The organism is Methanoregula sp. (assembly GCF_049518935.1).
Taxonomy (GTDB): domain Archaea; phylum Halobacteriota; class Methanomicrobia; order Methanomicrobiales; family Methanospirillaceae; genus Methanoregula.
The window spans coordinates 379,264-395,637 of the sequence record NZ_JBEKRH010000001.1; the positions used below are offsets into that span (position 1 = coordinate 379,264).

Genomic DNA, 16,374 nt, shown 5'->3' on the forward strand with positions numbered 1-16,374 from the left:
TCTCCTCATTGCACCGTTTTCCGGGAATAAGGCACACTGGAACAGGTCCGGGAGAGTTTTCCGGAATGACTCTCCGTCGGAGAATGGAGATCAGCAGAATGTATCTTCCCGGTGGTATTCCGGCAGGATGATCCGGCAGGATGATCTCCGACGTGAAACCTGCATCACCGACGGAGATGGTTCTCCGGACCCTGTCTTTGTGAAAAACCCAGGAGGATCGCATCAAACAGGGGGTTGGCGGAGGTCAATCGGGGCCCATTTTGGGCTTTGTTTGGAAACGGGGGCCGTATAGTGCCCGGATTCGGGGGTGTCCGGAATGGGAAAAAAACTGGTCCGTGACGGGGGTGTTTCTGACGGTGGGGGCGGTGGTTTTCAGCGAGCGGAGTGTTGGAGATCATGGGATAAATGTACCCGGAATATTTTCCGGGCCGGGAAAAATTACGGATTTTTTTTGAAATGTTCCGGAAAAAATTTTGTAAAAATTTCAGGAAAAGTTTTCCCAAAAAAAGTTTTGGAAAAAATTCTCAAAAAATTTTTAGAACGATTTCAGGAAAAAAATTTATATAAAAAATCCGGAAAAAATTTCAGTGAAAATTTTTTAAAGAAAATCAACGCGACAGAACCTGAAACATGATCAACCGCCAGGTTATCAGCACCCGCAGGGAGAGACTTTTTATCTCCGACCAGAAGATCGATACATAGTACAAGGTACCGATGAGAACGAAGCTGTCAACCTGGAACGGGGGATCAGGATTCGAGTACGAGCGGGATGCGGACGGTACGATTGTCGTTTATTATGGTGAAAGATGCGAGTACTCAGTGTTTCTGGATGCCCCGCTTTATGACCAGCTGATCCGGACATTTGCAGGAAAGGCGATCCGGGTCAACCACTGTCTTGCAGAGGAGAATATTGAGGACTGGCTGACAAAAAACGGCACCAGGGCCGGGGGTTCCCAGTACGTTGCCCCGATATTACTTCACGAAAGATATGCCGGGGAAGGGCCCCGGAGAGGTACGATCAAGTTCAGATGATCTATATACCGGATTTTTTATAAGGACCGCCCGGTTTAGGGTCTCTTGTAGATGACAAGCAACTCCGGTAGGAAAAAGAGTCCGGGATCCGGTTCCCGGGCAGGGGCTTTCATATCAGGCCACGCGGGACTCACTGCCAGTTTGTTGCAATATAATAATTATACCCGTCACCGCTGACACCAATACCAACCATCTTAAAATTGCTGTTCAGGATATTGGAACGGAACGTGTTATCATTGTTTTCCAGAGTATCGAACATCTGTTGCTGGGAGTCATAACCGGAGATTGCCCAGGAAATTTTGGGGATAACAAAGAAGTTGGTGCTTGCTCCAGTCTTTGCAGTGGGTTGCAACATACTGGTCAGCTGGGAGAATTTCACGTCCTGGCTCTCTTTTGTAGCAAGATTATTCAGGCCATCATCCATGTGGACGGGGGGCAGGTTGTTTGCCTGTCGCTCAAGGTTGATCCGGTCGACAAACTGCTGGGGAATGCGGGGATTGTCATCGGCAAGGATACCGGAGGTATATACGAAATATGCAGCCAGTGCTGCCCCGACAACCATTATCACAAGGAAGATTTTAAGATATTTTTTCTTTCTGTTCATACCAAGCACCGGCATGGTCTGCCGGTGATATCGTCGGATAGCATAATTGTCTGACATATAAGATCCCTGTAGGTACCTGATCAGACAGGCTCTGGATATAAATTCAAAAAATCATCCGGGTAGCTTCATCGAACCCACCGGTTCTATGAACGAACGAAATTGGACGGATAACTCGCATTCGCTACAAAAATTCCGGGACCCGGGCGAAATGGAGATGTGAGAACGAAAAAAAGCCGGACGAGAAGCGGATTCCGGCACTTCTCCCGTGATCCGGGTGGGAATGTATACGCACCACCCGCGTACGTCATAATCTGAAGCAGAGGGGGACCGGGATCATGGGTCACTCAGCTGCAGCAGATTTTTATTTTTTGGAATGCGTGACAAACCGGGTATTTACTTCGTCCCAGTTGACCAGGTTCCAGAACCCTTCGATGAATTTTGCCCGGTCATTCCGGTAGTCAACATAGTACGCATGTTCCCAGACATCCAACGCCATCAGGATCCGGAATCCCGGGACAAGGTTGACGTTATGCTTCTCGATCTGCATGATTAACAGCCGGTTGGTCTTGAGACAGTGGGTCAGGACTGCCCATCCGGAACCTTCAACACCCGATGCAGCCTGCGTGAACTCCTTTTTAAATCGCTCGAACTTCCCGAACTCCGCATCGATCGCTCTCGCGAGTTCGCCTTTCGGTAAGCCTCCGCCACCCTTGCCTGCCGGGGCCAGGTTCTCCCAGAACAGGTTGTGCAGCCGGTAGCCGCCGATATGAAAGGACAATTCCTTTAAGGTGGCTTTCATGTCGAGATCGGCATTATCCTTTCGCGCCTTGTCGAGTTTTTCAAGGATCGCATTCGCGCCGGTCACATATGCCTGGTGGTGCTTTGCATGGTGCAGAGTCAGCTGTTCTTCAGAGATAAGCGGTGCAAGCGCCTTATACTCGTAGGGCAGTTTGGGCAGGGTATACAATCTTGGATTTTCCATACGTCCTCTCCTCCACGGAGTAATAATGGTGTATTAGCAGGCTGCCCTATTTCTTACATTGTATGGAGGCAGCAGAACCAAAAAGTGGCGATCTGTAGTCACGGGCTGCAATCAATGAACGCTCCGGAATTTACCAGCCGGTACCCTGATCTCAAAGAAGACACCGACGCCGGGTGTGCCGATCTCCCGAATCGTGATTCCGGTGAACCCAAGGAGCTCCCTGATCAGGAACATCCCGTGGATCTGCCCGGTATCATATCCAACATCAAAGATCTTCTCCTTGTCCGCTTCCGACACCCAATACCCGTCGTCTTCAAAACAGATCAACAGATCTGCATTGTCTTTCCGCACCGAAAGGTGAATGCCGGACGAACAATTGCCGCCATTCCGCGCCGAGTTCTCGGAGAGGGTGTAAAATACCCGGGGCATGAGTGGATCCGCATAAATCTCGACATTGCCCACATCCTCACCAATCGTCGCACGATGCTCAGGGAGCAGATTGGTTGCCGCCTCGAATGCTTCCCGGACCCGTTGCCACTTGGGGGAGATGATACCGCCCTCCTGGAGAACTCGCATATACGCAATCTGGTTCCGGATGGATTCTATAGACCCTATCGTCTTGTCAAAGAACTGCTGCATCTCTTCGTGCGAATTCATCAGCTGGGCGCGTTCGAGATGGCTTGCAATGACTGCGAGGTTGTCGAGGATGTCATGCCGCGTGATGCTGAAGAGCAGGTCCATTTTGAGGTTGATATTCTGGTGGCTGACATCTTCGGAGATCCCGAGCACGTACTGGGGTGATCCATTCGAATCGAAGATAGGAACGATGATCATATGGATGATTCGCCCATCGAGGTGCTTGTTTGAGATGATCTTGTTGCGCACCTCGCTCCGGTTTAAGAATAGCTCGATACTTTCCTTCTTGATGGCTGATACCATCTCCGGTGGGAAAAGATCCTGGTCAGTCTTTCCGATTACCTTGGATCCGGGGATCCGGAACAGCCGTTCGCTGGTCGCGTTCCAGTAGACGTACTGGCCGTTATCTGCCCGTTTGATGAAGATGGCAACCGGCAACTGATCGATCATCTCTTTCTGGAAGATCTCGTCATCCTTCATTTTCTGGAACGCGGCCTTAAGGGAATCGACCATGGTGTTGATACTCTGTTCAAGGACTGCAAATTCACTGTTCTGGGTCGTCCCGATCCGGTGATCCAGATCTCCCCCTGCAATGATACCTGCATCCTTCACAATTGCCTGTATCGGCCGGGTCATCCGGCGGGAGAGGAAATAGGCGATGATGCAGCCTATGCAGATTGCCAGAAGGGCGATGAGGAGATGGTAGATGATCAGGCGATTGAGCGCGTTCCGGATCAGGTCCATATTGTAGGTGATCATCACGATCCGGCTCGGATCTGAGCCATAGGTCTCATCTTTCAGGTCCACGAAGATGAAATGGGTTGTCCGGGAATGGTCCGGATCGGATATCTCGAGATCCTGCCGGGCATTTATAACCTGCTGAAGATATTCTTCGGTTTGATTATCAGGGAGGGTATTATTATCGATACGCCGGCCCATGGTATTGAAAACCGTATACTGTTCGGCATACGGATTTGCATTGACGATATTCTGGATATTCTTGTAGTTATCCAGTTTCTGGTTTATCAGATCAAATGACGGGCCGCCAAGCCCCAGTTCCAGCACGTACCGGTGATCCGGTGTCGGCATATACGCATATTTCCGGAACTGGCCGGCCCCGAGAAGTTCATGGACAACGCGATCGGGGAAGAACCCGGTGGAATTACGGATTTTTGTCAGGTAACTGTAAAAGTATGGAACCGTCTTGAAATCCTCCCCGAGTTCCGGAGGATAGGTCGTTTTAACAATAACACCCGATTCATCGATGACATAGATATCGTAACCCTCTCCAAGGTTCTTCTGTATCGTATCAAGATCCATCCGTGCGGGATCCCCGCCGGCCTTTGCATATTCCTGGTTTACCTCGTTCAAACCCTGCAACATACGGTCATTCATGCTGTTGTCGAGGATATTTGCGGCAGTATCGGAGAGGCGCATCGCTGCTTCCACATTCTGTTCGGTCTGGACCTGGAGGTTGTGGGATTCGAGGTCAAAGTTATCTTTGGTATAAAGATAATCGTTGATAGTCTGGAACCCGACGATCGATATAACCAGGATCACCATGAAAAGCAGGAGATAAAACGAGAATGACCTGTATCCGGACGGGGGAATATCCTTCGAACCCATGCGGACCTCAGTCCACCCAGTCCGGGCCGGATTCTGCAACACACGGTGATTTTACCGGTATACCAATCCGAAATTCTTCTCGTAAGGGAAGGCGAGTCATGATCGGGTTCCTAGTGGGGAAAGGGTACCTGGCTGGTTATTCAGCTCCGGCATCCGCAAGCAGCCGGAATATTATGTCATAGTTTTCGTTTTTCTCGTTCCTGTGCCGGTGCATGGCCCAGACAAGACTTGAGTCTCCGGAGGACTTGTAAGGTGTGACCTTCTTGGCATGCACATTTGCCCCGCGCTTCAACAGGAGTTCGACAGTTGCAATCTGCCCGTTCCAGACTGCGGCCATAAGAGGCGTTTCCCCGTCATTGAGGCGCACATCAATGTCCACTCCCTCGGAGAGAAGGAAATCCACGATCTCGGTGTGCCCATTGATTGCCGCAGCATAGAGGGGCGTGATGCCCCTGGGGGATTTTTGCTTCGGATCGGCACCGTGGCCGACAAGGTTCTTGACAACATTGAGGTTGCCCGTCCGCGATGCGTGAGTCAGGATAGAGATGCCCTTCTTGTCCCGGCTCCGGATATCCGCCCCATTTTCGATCAGGTAATTGACGCAGAGTTCTTTCTGCGGTTCAAACTGGGGCTTGAGCTGCGCGAGCATCTCCGGGGTCATGAAATCCGTCAGGGTAACCGTGGAGCTGACCAGCCGGAGGTGGATGAGGCTGTCGATCAGTTCCTCAATGGTTGCGATCACCGCATACATGAGCGCGGTCTTTCCCTCAGTATCGCGCAGGTCGATCGCGGTCTTCTGTTCCATCAGGACCTTGATGATCTGGTAATTGGCCATGCTTGCCGAGGCCATCAGCGAGGTTGTACCAAACATGTTGGACTCATTGGGATTGGCACCGGAAGCAAGGAGCAGGCTGACCGTACGGACAGGATTGTAATCCGGATGATAGCGGGAATATTTATAGACAATCTCGAGGAGTTTTTTGTAAAACTCGTGATCTATGTTGTCAAAGAAGATCGAAGGGTTGGTGGATGCTACAAGGAGGGGTGTCCAGCCCTCCTCGGTTTTCTGGGAGACATTGGCCTTATACTTGAGCAGGGTCCGGACATATTCAAAGTTGTTCTGGAGGCAGGCGAATGTAAGGGGACTGTACCCGTTGATAGTCGCCAGGTTGACGTCTGCCCCGGATTCCAGGAGAGCACCGCAAATACGCGGGTCGTCGCAGAGCATGGATCTGACAAGAGGTGTCTCGCCGTGCGAGCCCCGGTAATTGACATCGGTTCCTTTTGCGATGAGAGCACGTACGGTTTCCAGATTGCCAGATTCAATAGCTTCCATCAACTGCAGTTCCTGTGGGACGGGGGGCATCAGTAGGGACTCCGGAGATTGTACTCGTACAAGTATTTCTAATTCCATTCCGGATATTAAAAATTAGATCGTTTATATCCAATGCCATGCGTACCTTCCGGCCCATCAGATTCGGAAACCTGTGTGACATTCCTGAAAAAAGAGTTGAAAAAAAAGAGATTATTTCAGTGCTTCCGTTATTGTTTCCCTGACTTTCTCATCCTGCTCATCGGCAAGTGCCTTTGTCAGGGCTTCCCCGGCCTTCTTACCCCCGATAACTCCCAGTGCCCGTACTGCCATGGTGCGGACATACACGTTCTCATCCCTGAGGAGGATAATCATCGGCTCGATCGCGTCGGAGTCGCCCAATCCCCGCAGCCCTTTGGCTGCCATGTACCGCACGTGATCGCGGTTGTCCTTGAGACCCTGGATAAGGGGCTTGACAGCTTTCTCATCGGCTATTTTTCCAAGTGCTTCTGCCGCCCGGTACCGGGTCTCCCACTTGGGCTCTTTCATGGCTTCTGCGAGAGGTGCAACGGCGGCTTTCCCAATCGAGGAAAGGGCAAGGGTTGCCTGCGCCCGGACGGATTTGTCAAAGTCTGCCATAGCCTCTATCAGCGGCTGGATTGCCCGGGGACTCTGTGCCTTCCCGAGCAGGTACGCTGCATATTGCCGTACCTGGGGATCCGTGCTGTCATGAAGCGCCTTGACAAGCCCTTCGATCCCCAGCTTTTCCAGATCCTCTCCGCTTTCCGGTTTCTCCGGGATTATTGTCTCGGTCATAGTATCACCATGAGATATCTCCCGTATTCTTATATAAGGGAGATCCAGGGCAGTCCCGCGAAAATCCGGCATGAATGAATCGGAAATGCGCAGGTAAAAAAGGGGGCGGGATTTACTCGCCCGCCACGGGTATGGGTTAGTATGGGATATTGCAGTGCTGCATAGTTGTGGATGAGGATTCGTTATATATGGTACAGTCTCCATTCCCTCGCTCACGGGCTCGCGATAACCTCCTGAACATCTGGTTTATAACCTGGTCCTGCGGCATTCTGCCCACAAGAGAGGCACGTGTGCATGTACATGCTCCCGCAGGCAGAACCCGCATTCATCCCGGGTTGCCGGTAATAATGCGTTATTCCGATCATATGCAGACACATCGCATATCTGGCTCCCTGAACCAGTTCCCAATCAGAACGCTCCCAGACGGACAGACATCACATCCAGGGACTGGGCAACGGAAAGCACTCCCTGTGCTGTGGTCTGGGGCAGGTCTTCTCGCACAAGAATCCCGCGGTAGTCATCCCGGAGGAAACGAATGGTCTCGTTCAGCTGGGCCAGGGTAGACCTCGCCCCACGGACATCCCCGGCATTCACCTGTGCAATGGTGGCAGCAATCTGGGCATGACCGGTCTCGACCAGCACCCGGGTTTTCGTGCAGTTAATACCCAGAGAGGTGAGATTCGCATTCATCATGCCGGAACGGGTCAGGACCCCCTCGCCCTGATCCAGCAGGTTCCCTTCCATCTCGCGTTCAGGAACGATCTTTTTCGAAGCCCGGATTGCCTGTGCATATTCTACGGTCGCACCATGAATCGTCTTTCTTTCCTGATCGATATCGGCATCATTCCTCGCCCGGAATGGAATCTCGAGTGTGCTGCGCATTGTGGTGATCTCCGTAAGGTTCTCCTGTGCTGAGGTAGTTTCATACCCGTTCTCCTGTAATTGCGTGATTGTACTCTTGGCCTGACTCACCCACTGGTCGAAATCCGAAAGCCCAACTCGCATGCGGGTCTCCCAGTACAGGTCTTCGGCCTGTGCGACGGCAGGATTCCCGGAGGTCGCGTTCTGTACAACCCGCCAGAGTTTTTCAGGGTTTCCGCCGGCTTCCCTGAGCCGGGCGTCCGTTTCTCCGCGGAACGATTCCGTGATCCTGCGGAGATCGGCAAGGCCATCCCTGATATCAGCGGGTGTTGTCGCATGGCTGATACTTCCCTGGCAGTTCACAAAGTCCCCATGAATGGAGGAGAGGGTGCTGGTCGACCCGTTGATGGACGCGATATATCCGATGGTTGCCTGCATTCCGACATCCTCCCGGGCTGCAAGCCAGAGCAGGTGCGCCTGGCTGGACGGGACCTGGTCATCAAACAACGGGAACGTTCCGGTCACAACCGTTGATGGTGTTGCGGAAGTTTGGGTTATACCTGAAGCCTGGGCCGGTAATGTGGCTACTGCAAGCAGCAACCACCCCGCAGCAAACAACAGAAGAGATGATTTTGCTGACATGTTCGATCTACCCCACGTATTTCCGGACTCCATCCTCCATGATGGAACTCTGCATACACGGTCTGCAGGCAGTATATTAAATTCGTAAAATCGGCACGGTTGGATCATGGAACCTGCAGGTTATCCTGACGATGCCCGGCAAATCCCCCCATGACTGCCAAAAAAACCGCAGTTAACGACGTGTTTTTATATTTCCCGGACCATCGAGTGTATATGAACTACAAGGTTTTTGCCCTGCTTGTGGTGATCATTGCTATGATCGCTGCAGCAGGCTGCACGGGACTTTCCTCTGGCAGCGTCTCCACGCAAAGTTCCCCCCCAGATATCACGCATATCTCACCGGCAAACAGCCGCGTGCTGACTGAAGACAATGTGGTCCTGGCCGGAAGCAGCGGATCTGTCATGATGCCGGTCCCGACTGCCGGTGACATCACCGGTTCCGGGGCCATCGACACCAAAATCATCAAAACCGCCGAGATGACCCTCGAGGTCAAGGATGTACCCGGCACGGTTGATACCCTCAAGGCAGTAGCAACTGCTCAGGGGGGATATCTATCCTCAACAAACATCCAGAAGGATTACAACAACCAGCTCACCGGCACCGTCACTATCCGGATCCCGGCGGTAGGATTCGACAATGCCATTGCCGGTGCAAAGGCACTTGGGACCGTCAAGTCGATCTCGACAAGCGGGCAGGATGTAACTGAAGAATACGTGGATCTCCAGGCACAGAAGACTTCGTACACGAACCAGCTGGCTCAGTATAATGTAATTATGAAGCAGAGCACCAAAGTTGAAGATATCATCACGGTGCAGGAACAGATCGACCAAGTCCAGACACAATTAGACCAGCTGAACGGCAGGCTGAACTATATGAACAACCGGATCGATCTATCATCCATCACGGTCTATCTCCAGGAGCCGGAACCGGTCGGCGGGCAGGCGGGCCATGACTTTGTTGCTACCATCAATGAAGGAATTGCCGGGTTCCTGGGCATGATTGACGCAATCATCATCTTTTTCCTGACCATTCTCCCGCTTATCATCATCGGGGCCATCGGGTACGGTATCTACCGCTGGAGGAAAGGGAAAAACCCGGCGCAGCCGGCACCGGACAAAAAAGAGAGTCCCTAATTTTTCACTGCTATTTTTTCTGCTGTTCAAGAATTATGCGAATCTTCCTGAGCTCACCGGGCATCAGGATATTGAACGCCATGGAGCCGGTGGCAGGCTGGACTTCCTGCGGGGCACCCGGCCCGTCCCGGGTACCCGTGCCGTCACCGTGAGAGCTGCATCGGCGCACCAGGGACCGGATAAGCTCACGGAGTTCCTCGGCATGTTCGATAGCTTCGATCCGTATCTCCGGCACGGCCTGTCCGGAATATCCCGCAGTCTGGATGGAGATGCTGGAGATCCCGAGCCTGCGCATGACGGCCCCTGGCGGATATCCAGGTTCGTGATCCGATTATAAGGAACGATACCAGTTGTGCGGAACCAGACGCCCCGTCACCAGCGCATCTCGTCATCATGGAGCTCGTACGACATGCTCTGGTAGTAGAGCCGGGTCCATGTGGCAAAGAGAAGGAGAGCAAGGACGAAGATGCCGAGAGCTGCCGCTCCGGCAAGAGGGGCTCCGGTATCCGAAAGCAGGAGCGGGAACGCGGTACAGCACAGGATCAGGAGAGCAAACAGTACAAAATCGATGATGAACCAGGGCACGAATGCCGGGGATGGTCTTAAGGGGGTTCCGAGGGGAAAACGTTCCAAGTCGGTCATGATATATCCGGACAACTATCCGGAGACCGGGGAAAAAAATTGGGGTCGATCGTGCAGACCGTACCGGATCAGGTGGATTTGGTGGTGGTAGTGGCTGTAGGGGCGACGGTTTTTGCGGTAGTCACAGCAGTTGTCGCCTGGGCAGAAGCCGTGGTAGTACCGGTCTTTGCCGGAGTTGTGGTTGACGGGGCACTTGGGGCTGCGGTACCGGCATCTGCGGACACGATTACTTTCCCGGATGGATCGCTGGTATTACCGCTGGCAAGGAGTTTGCCGTTATCGTAGATATCAACGGTCAGAGGGTGCTTTGAACTGTCCTGTTTTGTAATACTGGCCTGGATCGTACCGCTGGCGTTGACGACCTCTTCTAACCGGATACCGGATGAGGTTACCTTCTGCGGATCAGATGGCATACCATAAGTGCCCGACCAGGCGCCGATATAACTGATATTAACCCAGACACCGGTTGCAGGAATATTCGGGGCCGTGGTTTCCTTCACGGTAATGGATGCGACACCGGTATTGGACAGAGCGGCGGCGGGTGCGCTGCTGCCAGATGAACCGGAAGTACCGGTTGTCCCGGACGCGTCTGCGCTGTTTCCATTCATCAGCATCGGGTACACGAATACGGCACCGATAACGAGCGCAATGATAACAACGAGGACAACGACTCCGGCGATAAGGGTCTTCTTACCGGGCATCAGGCTGGCGCGGGGTTTCCTGGAAGGGGGAGCGGAAGGTGCGGGTGCCGCCGCTTTCGTCTGGGGCGCAACACGCTTCCTAGGCGAAAAGATACCGGCAAGGAATCCTTTCTTTTCCGGTTTGCGGGCAGCCTGCCGGGATGCGGGGGACTGCACGGGAGCCTGATCGGGTTCATCATCCCATGCAAGAGACTGCTGAAGGGACACATCCGCAGGTATTGTCCGGACGGCCTCAGCCGGTGCCCGGCGGACGGGAGCCGGTTGCGACGCTGGTGCTGCGGCCTGCCGGGCAGCGGGTTGCCGGGGTATAGCGGCAGGAACGACAACCGGTGAGCCGCACTTGTTGCAGAATGCTGAGTCTGCAGAAACCTTGTTCCCGCAGCGGGTACAGAATACGACCTCTCCTGTGGCAGGTGCGGTGGAGGACTGAGCGGCTGGTACCGGGGATTCGGGAGGGGCGGTCTCGATGATCTTCTTTATCGGGTGGACACCTTCGAACGCAATCCTTGGCTGGGCCCTTTTCGGAGTCTCTGTAGAGGGAGCTGCAGGTGCCGACTGACGCTGCGCTGGATCAACTCCGGGGATCACTTTCCTGATCACCTGCTCAAATGAAGTCGATGTGCTCTCCCGGATCAGCCGGGCCCATTCATCCCGTTCCCTGGTCCGGTCCCCGCCTTCCTGTCGGGAAAAAGTGAGGATCATCTGGCGGATCTCACCGGTCTTTGCCATGATCGAGATGGTGAGGGTCAGGTCACTGATTGCATTTTCCCCGGTTTCCACGTCTTTGACCGTAGCAAGCGGGATCTCCTTGGGAGGCAGGATGTTCTTTGCCCTGTCGACAAGGATGATACGCCTGTTCGTAAGGATGCCTTCAAACGGGATCGACTTGACGTGAACCCCCTGTGTCCTCATGAGAACTTTTTCGTCACTTCGGATTTCTGGATCGCCCATGATACCACCGCACGTAATCTGTTCGGTAGTGGTTGTCTCTTGCATGTGAAAAAGATATTTATCCAGAGGGGCCCGCTACCTCAACGACTGCCCCGCTATACTATGTGGTTATTACGATCCAAAAATGGCGGGACTGATGATAAAAAAAGGATACGGTTTTTCCGGTCACTTAACGAAAATAACCGAATCCGGTAATGCCCCGTGCTGGGCAAGTACCGACTTGAACTGCTGCGAAGCGAGCATTTCCGTTTTTATCTCGGACGAGATGGTGATCCCGCATTCCCTGGCGGAAGGGGTATCGGGCACGCAGCTGCAGAGGTCTCCGGCCAGCCCCTTGTCGAAGACAAACTTGATGATATGGTTCTGCACGAATGTCAGTTCGGTCATCATCTGCTGGCCGGGAATTTTCGTTGCGGCAAACGTGAACCGGATCACATCCTCGAGCGGATGGGGGAATCCCTCGACCGAGAGCTTGATGAAACATTCAACTTCGAACCGTTCGTTTTCCACTTTCTTAATCGCCGAGTGCTCGATGCTCATCATGAGGACCCGGTCGGCAGGGATCAGGTGGATATGGTGATCCTTGTCAAGCATGGCTACGCTGGTGATCGGCATGTTGTATCTTCCCTGCACAATGTTCTGCTGCCGGCATTATAGCGCTTGTGGATGAAAGCGGTTGTCCGGCGGCTCCATCCACCAACAATTTAAATTGCCTCTGCCATGGTGTATGATATGGAATACAGGTATCGTGTATTCTTCCTCCTGATCCTCGTCGTATTAGTATCGGCAGGATCTGCCGGGTGCCTGTCAAGCGTGTTCGGCCCTGCCCCGACATACAACCAGCCCGCCACGGCCACGCCATCTCAAACCCCCGCTGCCAACGCAACGATTGACGAGATGGCATTGCAGCCCGCAGATCTTCCTTCAGATTATATATTGCGGGACCGGTCTCTTGTCGCTTATGGCGGGATCAGCCAGCTGGACCGTGACCTTGGCTGGCGGCAGGGCTACGAGGTCTCATACTACCGTATGGACAAGAAGCACGATGACATGACCAATGTAATCCAGCAGATCAGCACCTATACCCCGGAGAATATCAACGAGGTCTACCGGATCAAGCGGGATGCGCTCGTACCGGCCGGATATAACACGAGCGGTTATCAGGTCCCCTTCCCGGTCATCGGGGACCAGAGTCTTGCATGGAAGGAAAGTACGGGCAATTCACCGGGGGATATTACCGCATACAGCGTGATTTTCGTGAAGAGCAACGTCTTTGAACAGATAAGCATGAAGGGCACGACAACGGATTACGAAGTGCTTAAAACCCTCGCACAGGCCGCAGCCGGCCGGATCCACTGAGCCGGCTGACCCTGTACCGGCTTCTTTTTTTACCTATGACTTCCGGATAGTACAGGTACGAGGGCGATCGAATGGTGTTCACCTGCCGTCAGTGCGGCACCTGCTGTATGTACCTGGGCGACTTTATTGTAATCGAGAAGCAGACGGGTCCTTTCACATTTTCCTGTGAATCAGTCTCCACCGGCGCGCAGTTCGCTGCTGTGATCGATGTGGACAAGCGGGAGATCTTTTCTGATCATTCCTTTTCCGACCGACACCCCCATGCCTGCCGGTTCCTCAGGCCTGACAGGGATCTTATCCGCTGCACCATCCACCGCGACAGCCCTGCGCAATGCAAGCACTATCGCTGTGTTGTGATGCGGATCGCTGACCCCGACGGAAAATCACTTGGGTACGTGACCGGCAACCTCTCGCTTCATACAGACAATCCCGCCCTGCGTACGGACTGGGAGGAGGCTGAACAGGCAATTCCCCCTAGGCATCCCGATGCAGAGCGCCTGTACCAGCAGATCCTGGAGGCGCACGGGTACCGGGTCGAGTAACCCTGTTTTCAGTGCTGCAGAAAAGTCCATTTTCTCATGCCCGTTTTTTATACATGATTACTTCATCTCAAACAGCATATACTACACTGGTGATCCGTTCCACGCGATCTAAAAATACTCGTGTTTTCACTATCACCAGGGCGCACTATGACGACAATGAAAGAAATTTCCTTTGAAACCCCCGTAGCATTTGTAGCAACTCCCACCCATCTTGATATTCTCGGGGCAGTTGCAAACAAACAGAGCTGCCACATAAGTCAGGTTGTTCAGATGCTGCATCCCACCCATAGCGAGAGCAGTGTCAGGTCCGGTGTCAGAGTCCTCCTCTCCAAGCGATATCTTGATGGAGGGAAGTCCAGCAGCGAAGTGATCCTCAGGCTCACATCGCGGGGCCGCTTACTCATCCAGCCAACCACCACCAGCTGATACTTTTTTCCTTCCACGGTTCACGAAAACCAGTGGGAGCTTTCCCGGAGTTTCATGCTTTACTCCCGGTTGTGCGGCCAGATACATGAAGAGAAAGCGTGATCCCGGATACCAGTAGGGGGGTAGCCCCCAGCTGCATGGGAACGAGGTCTGCAGCTGACCCCCCTCAGGTAATTCTTGTTCCCTCTTACTATCCACTGGGCATACAAGTACAGGTGCGTACTCCATGTTAAGGAACGAAAACAATTCTATGCGGATCCTTCAAGTAATTAATTTACAATAAGACCGCACACTCCCGGGAACTTTAAATCCATCAGCCATGTGAGAGTGTTAAGGACTCCAGACCATGACAGAAGCCTGCGATCCCGACCCTGCAATCATTCTGGCCAACGGTTATAAGGCCCGGTATATCATTCTCGCCATCGTCCTTGTCGGGATATTTATGTGCGTGCTGGACGTCCAGATCGTCGCGATCGCCCTTCCCACCATTATGCAGTTCCTGGGCGCCGGTATCGGCCAGGTCCAGTGGATTGCGACCGGTTACGTGATCACCGTTCTTGCCACGGTACTGCTCTTCGGGTCGCTCTCCCACTCCGTGGGCAATGGCAGGCTCTTCAAGGCAGGACTTCTGCTCTTCACGATCAGTTCCCTTGGCTGCGGACTCTCATCCTCAATTCCGGATCTGATCCTCTTCCGGGTCCTGCAAGCGCTGGGGGCATCGATGCTGATGAGTGTCTGTGTTGCGATCATCATGCAGGTCTTCCCTCCGGATGAGCGCGGCCGGGCGATGGGGTATTATACGGCCGTGATCGCGCTCGGGCTGATCGTTGGGCCGGCTGCCGGGGGGTTCATCGTCGACCTCATCGGCTGGCCGTTCATCTTCCTTGTTAACGTGCCGATCGGCATCCTGCTCCTGATTACCGCTACGAAGTATCTTGCGATCGATAGGAATCCGATGACCTTCCGGCACATCGACTACCCCGGGGCTCTTCTCCTCATCGGGCTGATGGCATCGCTTGCCGTGGCGCTGAACGCGCTCTCGAATCCCCCGGTCCGGCTGGAATCCTTCGGCATCTGGTCAGGCATATGTCTCGTCTGCCTCATTGCATTTGTCGCACGCGAGCAATCGGTCGAGAACCCCGTTGTCCCGATAGGGATCTTCCGTAACCGGGGGTTTGTCCTGCAGTCAGTCAGCCTGATCCTGTACCTGACGGCAACCTTTGTCCTGCTCACGGTCCAGCCATTCTATTTCGAGTACGTGATAGAACTCCGGCCTTCGCATATCGGACTTATTGCCCTGATCCTACCACTCTCGATGCTGGTCGCCTCCCCCCTCTTTGGCTGGCTTTACGACCGGTACCGGTCATCCCGGTATACCGTAACCGGCATCGCAATTATGGGGATCGCATTCCTCGGGTGCGGAGCTGCATTCACGCGAATGGACATCGGACTCATCCTCGTATTGTTTGTAATCGCCGGGATATCCCGTTCCGTGTACCAGGGCCCCAACAGTATCGGGATCATGGGGTCGCTGCCACCGGCGCTGCACGGCATCGGATCGAGCCTGATCACCGCACTGCAGTACCTGGGCATCATGTTCGGGATCTCCATCGCCGCCTTCCTTATGACTGCGCAGCTGGACTGGGCCGGCTATGCCGGGCTGACAGATGCCGGCCCTGGGCTGCTTGCTGCCATCTTCGGGAACTGCATGTATGTTGCCGGCCTCATCTGCCTGGCCGGGGCTGTGTGCGAGTATAAGGTGTGAGCGAGGATTTTTTAGTCACCACTGTTGGCCACTCACGGTGTAGTGCTTTTTTAAACAATCCGATGAGGGATAATCAGGGTTCCCGTAATTGTCAAAGTTGGTAAAAAGGTATGAAGTTTATAAAAAAAATATAAAATCGCAGTGACGCCCAGGTCGGAATTCGAATCCGAGTCGATTGCGTGACAGGCAATCATGATAGGCCACTACACTACCTGGGCACTTTGGTACAGTTAATCCCGCCTCCCAGATTCGAACCGGGGACATCGCGGTAGCCGCGCAGTTACCTATGACGGTAAACCAATCTACAGCCGCGCACTCTACCAGGCTGAGTTAAGGCGGGGCA

The 16,374-nt window shown here is 53.5% G+C and carries 17 protein-coding genes and 2 tRNA genes; 7 read left to right on the forward strand and 12 right to left on the reverse strand.

Annotated elements, in window-relative coordinates:
- The first annotated feature begins 316 nt into the window (after nucleotides 1-316).
- A complete protein-coding gene (locus tag ABSE13_RS01830; RefSeq protein ID WP_424026770.1) occupies nucleotides 317-634 on the forward strand; it encodes a hypothetical protein in 318 nt (105 codons plus the stop codon).
- 80 nt (nucleotides 635-714) lie between these two features.
- Entirely contained in the window at nucleotides 715-1,032 is a 318-nt protein-coding gene (locus ABSE13_RS01835; RefSeq protein WP_424026771.1) for a hypothetical protein, read from the forward strand.
- Nucleotides 1,033-1,162: 130 nt separating this feature from the next.
- On the opposite strand, the gene ABSE13_RS01840 is transcribed toward ABSE13_RS01835, so the two are convergent.
- From ABSE13_RS01840 to ABSE13_RS01865, 6 genes are all read right to left on the reverse strand, one after another.
- Nucleotides 1,163-1,636 (reverse strand): CAP domain-containing protein, encoded by a 474-nt coding sequence (locus ABSE13_RS01840; RefSeq protein WP_424026772.1) that lies wholly within the window; start codon nucleotides 1,634-1,636, stop codon nucleotides 1,163-1,165.
- A 361-nt stretch (nucleotides 1,637-1,997) separates the two neighbouring features.
- A complete protein-coding gene (locus ABSE13_RS01845) occupies nucleotides 1,998-2,618 on the reverse strand; it encodes a superoxide dismutase (RefSeq protein WP_424026773.1) in 621 nt (206 codons plus the stop codon).
- Between the two features lie 111 nt (nucleotides 2,619-2,729).
- Nucleotides 2,730-4,880, reverse strand: a complete 2,151-nt coding sequence (locus ABSE13_RS01850; protein WP_424026774.1) for a PAS domain-containing protein — start codon at nucleotides 4,878-4,880, stop codon at nucleotides 2,730-2,732.
- A gap of 136 nt (nucleotides 4,881-5,016) precedes the next feature.
- Nucleotides 5,017-6,216: an ankyrin repeat domain-containing protein gene (locus ABSE13_RS01855; protein ID WP_424026775.1), complete on the reverse strand. Its 1,200-nt coding sequence runs from the start codon at nucleotides 6,214-6,216 to the stop codon at nucleotides 5,017-5,019.
- A 189-nt stretch (nucleotides 6,217-6,405) separates the two neighbouring features.
- Nucleotides 6,406-7,008 (reverse strand): HEAT repeat domain-containing protein, encoded by a 603-nt coding sequence (locus ABSE13_RS01860; protein ID WP_424026776.1) that lies wholly within the window; start codon nucleotides 7,006-7,008, stop codon nucleotides 6,406-6,408.
- A gap of 408 nt (nucleotides 7,009-7,416) precedes the next feature.
- On the reverse strand, nucleotides 7,417-8,511 hold the full coding sequence (locus ABSE13_RS01865; protein WP_424026777.1) for a hypothetical protein: 1,095 nt from the start codon (nucleotides 8,509-8,511) through the stop codon (nucleotides 7,417-7,419).
- 213 nt (nucleotides 8,512-8,724) lie between these two features.
- Here ABSE13_RS01865 and ABSE13_RS01870 point away from each other — a divergent pair, with 213 nt between their 5' ends.
- Nucleotides 8,725-9,645 carry a DUF4349 domain-containing protein gene (locus tag ABSE13_RS01870; RefSeq protein ID WP_424026778.1) on the forward strand — a complete coding sequence of 307 codons (921 nt, stop codon included), beginning with the start codon at nucleotides 8,725-8,727 and terminating at the stop codon, nucleotides 9,643-9,645.
- A gap of 10 nt (nucleotides 9,646-9,655) precedes the next feature.
- Here the strand turns inward: ABSE13_RS01870 and ABSE13_RS01875 are convergent, their stop codons facing one another.
- The 4 genes from ABSE13_RS01875 to ABSE13_RS01890 form a co-directional block, all read right to left on the reverse strand.
- The gene (locus ABSE13_RS01875; RefSeq protein ID WP_424026779.1) at nucleotides 9,656-9,940 is read right to left on the reverse strand and encodes a hypothetical protein; all 285 of its coding nucleotides are present in this window, start codon (nucleotides 9,938-9,940) and stop codon (nucleotides 9,656-9,658) included.
- A 77-nt stretch (nucleotides 9,941-10,017) separates the two neighbouring features.
- A complete protein-coding gene (locus ABSE13_RS01880; protein WP_424026780.1) occupies nucleotides 10,018-10,287 on the reverse strand; it encodes a hypothetical protein in 270 nt (89 codons plus the stop codon).
- 68 nt (nucleotides 10,288-10,355) lie between these two features.
- On the reverse strand, nucleotides 10,356-11,939 hold the full coding sequence (locus tag ABSE13_RS01885) for a zinc-ribbon domain-containing protein (RefSeq protein ID WP_424026781.1): 1,584 nt from the start codon (nucleotides 11,937-11,939) through the stop codon (nucleotides 10,356-10,358).
- Nucleotides 11,940-12,104: 165 nt separating this feature from the next.
- Nucleotides 12,105-12,554, reverse strand: coding sequence for a hypothetical protein (locus ABSE13_RS01890; protein ID WP_424026782.1), 450 nt, complete (start codon nucleotides 12,552-12,554; stop codon nucleotides 12,105-12,107).
- A gap of 117 nt (nucleotides 12,555-12,671) precedes the next feature.
- Between ABSE13_RS01890 and ABSE13_RS01895 the strand changes: the two genes are divergently transcribed.
- The 4 genes from ABSE13_RS01895 (at nucleotide 12,672) to ABSE13_RS01910 (ending at nucleotide 16,031) form a co-directional block, all read left to right on the forward strand.
- Nucleotides 12,672-13,298 (forward strand): hypothetical protein, encoded by a 627-nt coding sequence (locus ABSE13_RS01895; RefSeq protein ID WP_424026783.1) that lies wholly within the window; start codon nucleotides 12,672-12,674, stop codon nucleotides 13,296-13,298.
- A gap of 71 nt (nucleotides 13,299-13,369) precedes the next feature.
- Entirely contained in the window at nucleotides 13,370-13,840 is a 471-nt protein-coding gene (locus ABSE13_RS01900) for a hypothetical protein (RefSeq protein WP_424026784.1), read from the forward strand.
- A 147-nt stretch (nucleotides 13,841-13,987) separates the two neighbouring features.
- The gene (locus ABSE13_RS01905) at nucleotides 13,988-14,266 is read left to right on the forward strand and encodes a hypothetical protein (protein WP_424026785.1); all 279 of its coding nucleotides are present in this window, start codon (nucleotides 13,988-13,990) and stop codon (nucleotides 14,264-14,266) included.
- A gap of 346 nt (nucleotides 14,267-14,612) precedes the next feature.
- Nucleotides 14,613-16,031 (forward strand): MFS transporter, encoded by a 1,419-nt coding sequence (locus ABSE13_RS01910; protein WP_424026786.1) that lies wholly within the window; start codon nucleotides 14,613-14,615, stop codon nucleotides 16,029-16,031.
- A 145-nt stretch (nucleotides 16,032-16,176) separates the two neighbouring features.
- Here ABSE13_RS01910 and ABSE13_RS01915 read toward each other — a convergent pair.
- Both ABSE13_RS01915 and ABSE13_RS01920 read right to left on the reverse strand, forming a co-directional pair.
- Nucleotides 16,177-16,249 (reverse strand) — tRNA-Asp (locus ABSE13_RS01915).
- A 16-nt stretch (nucleotides 16,250-16,265) separates the two neighbouring features.
- Nucleotides 16,266-16,371: transfer RNA gene (locus ABSE13_RS01920), tRNA-Tyr, on the reverse strand.
- Nucleotides 16,372-16,374 lie beyond the last annotated feature (3 nt).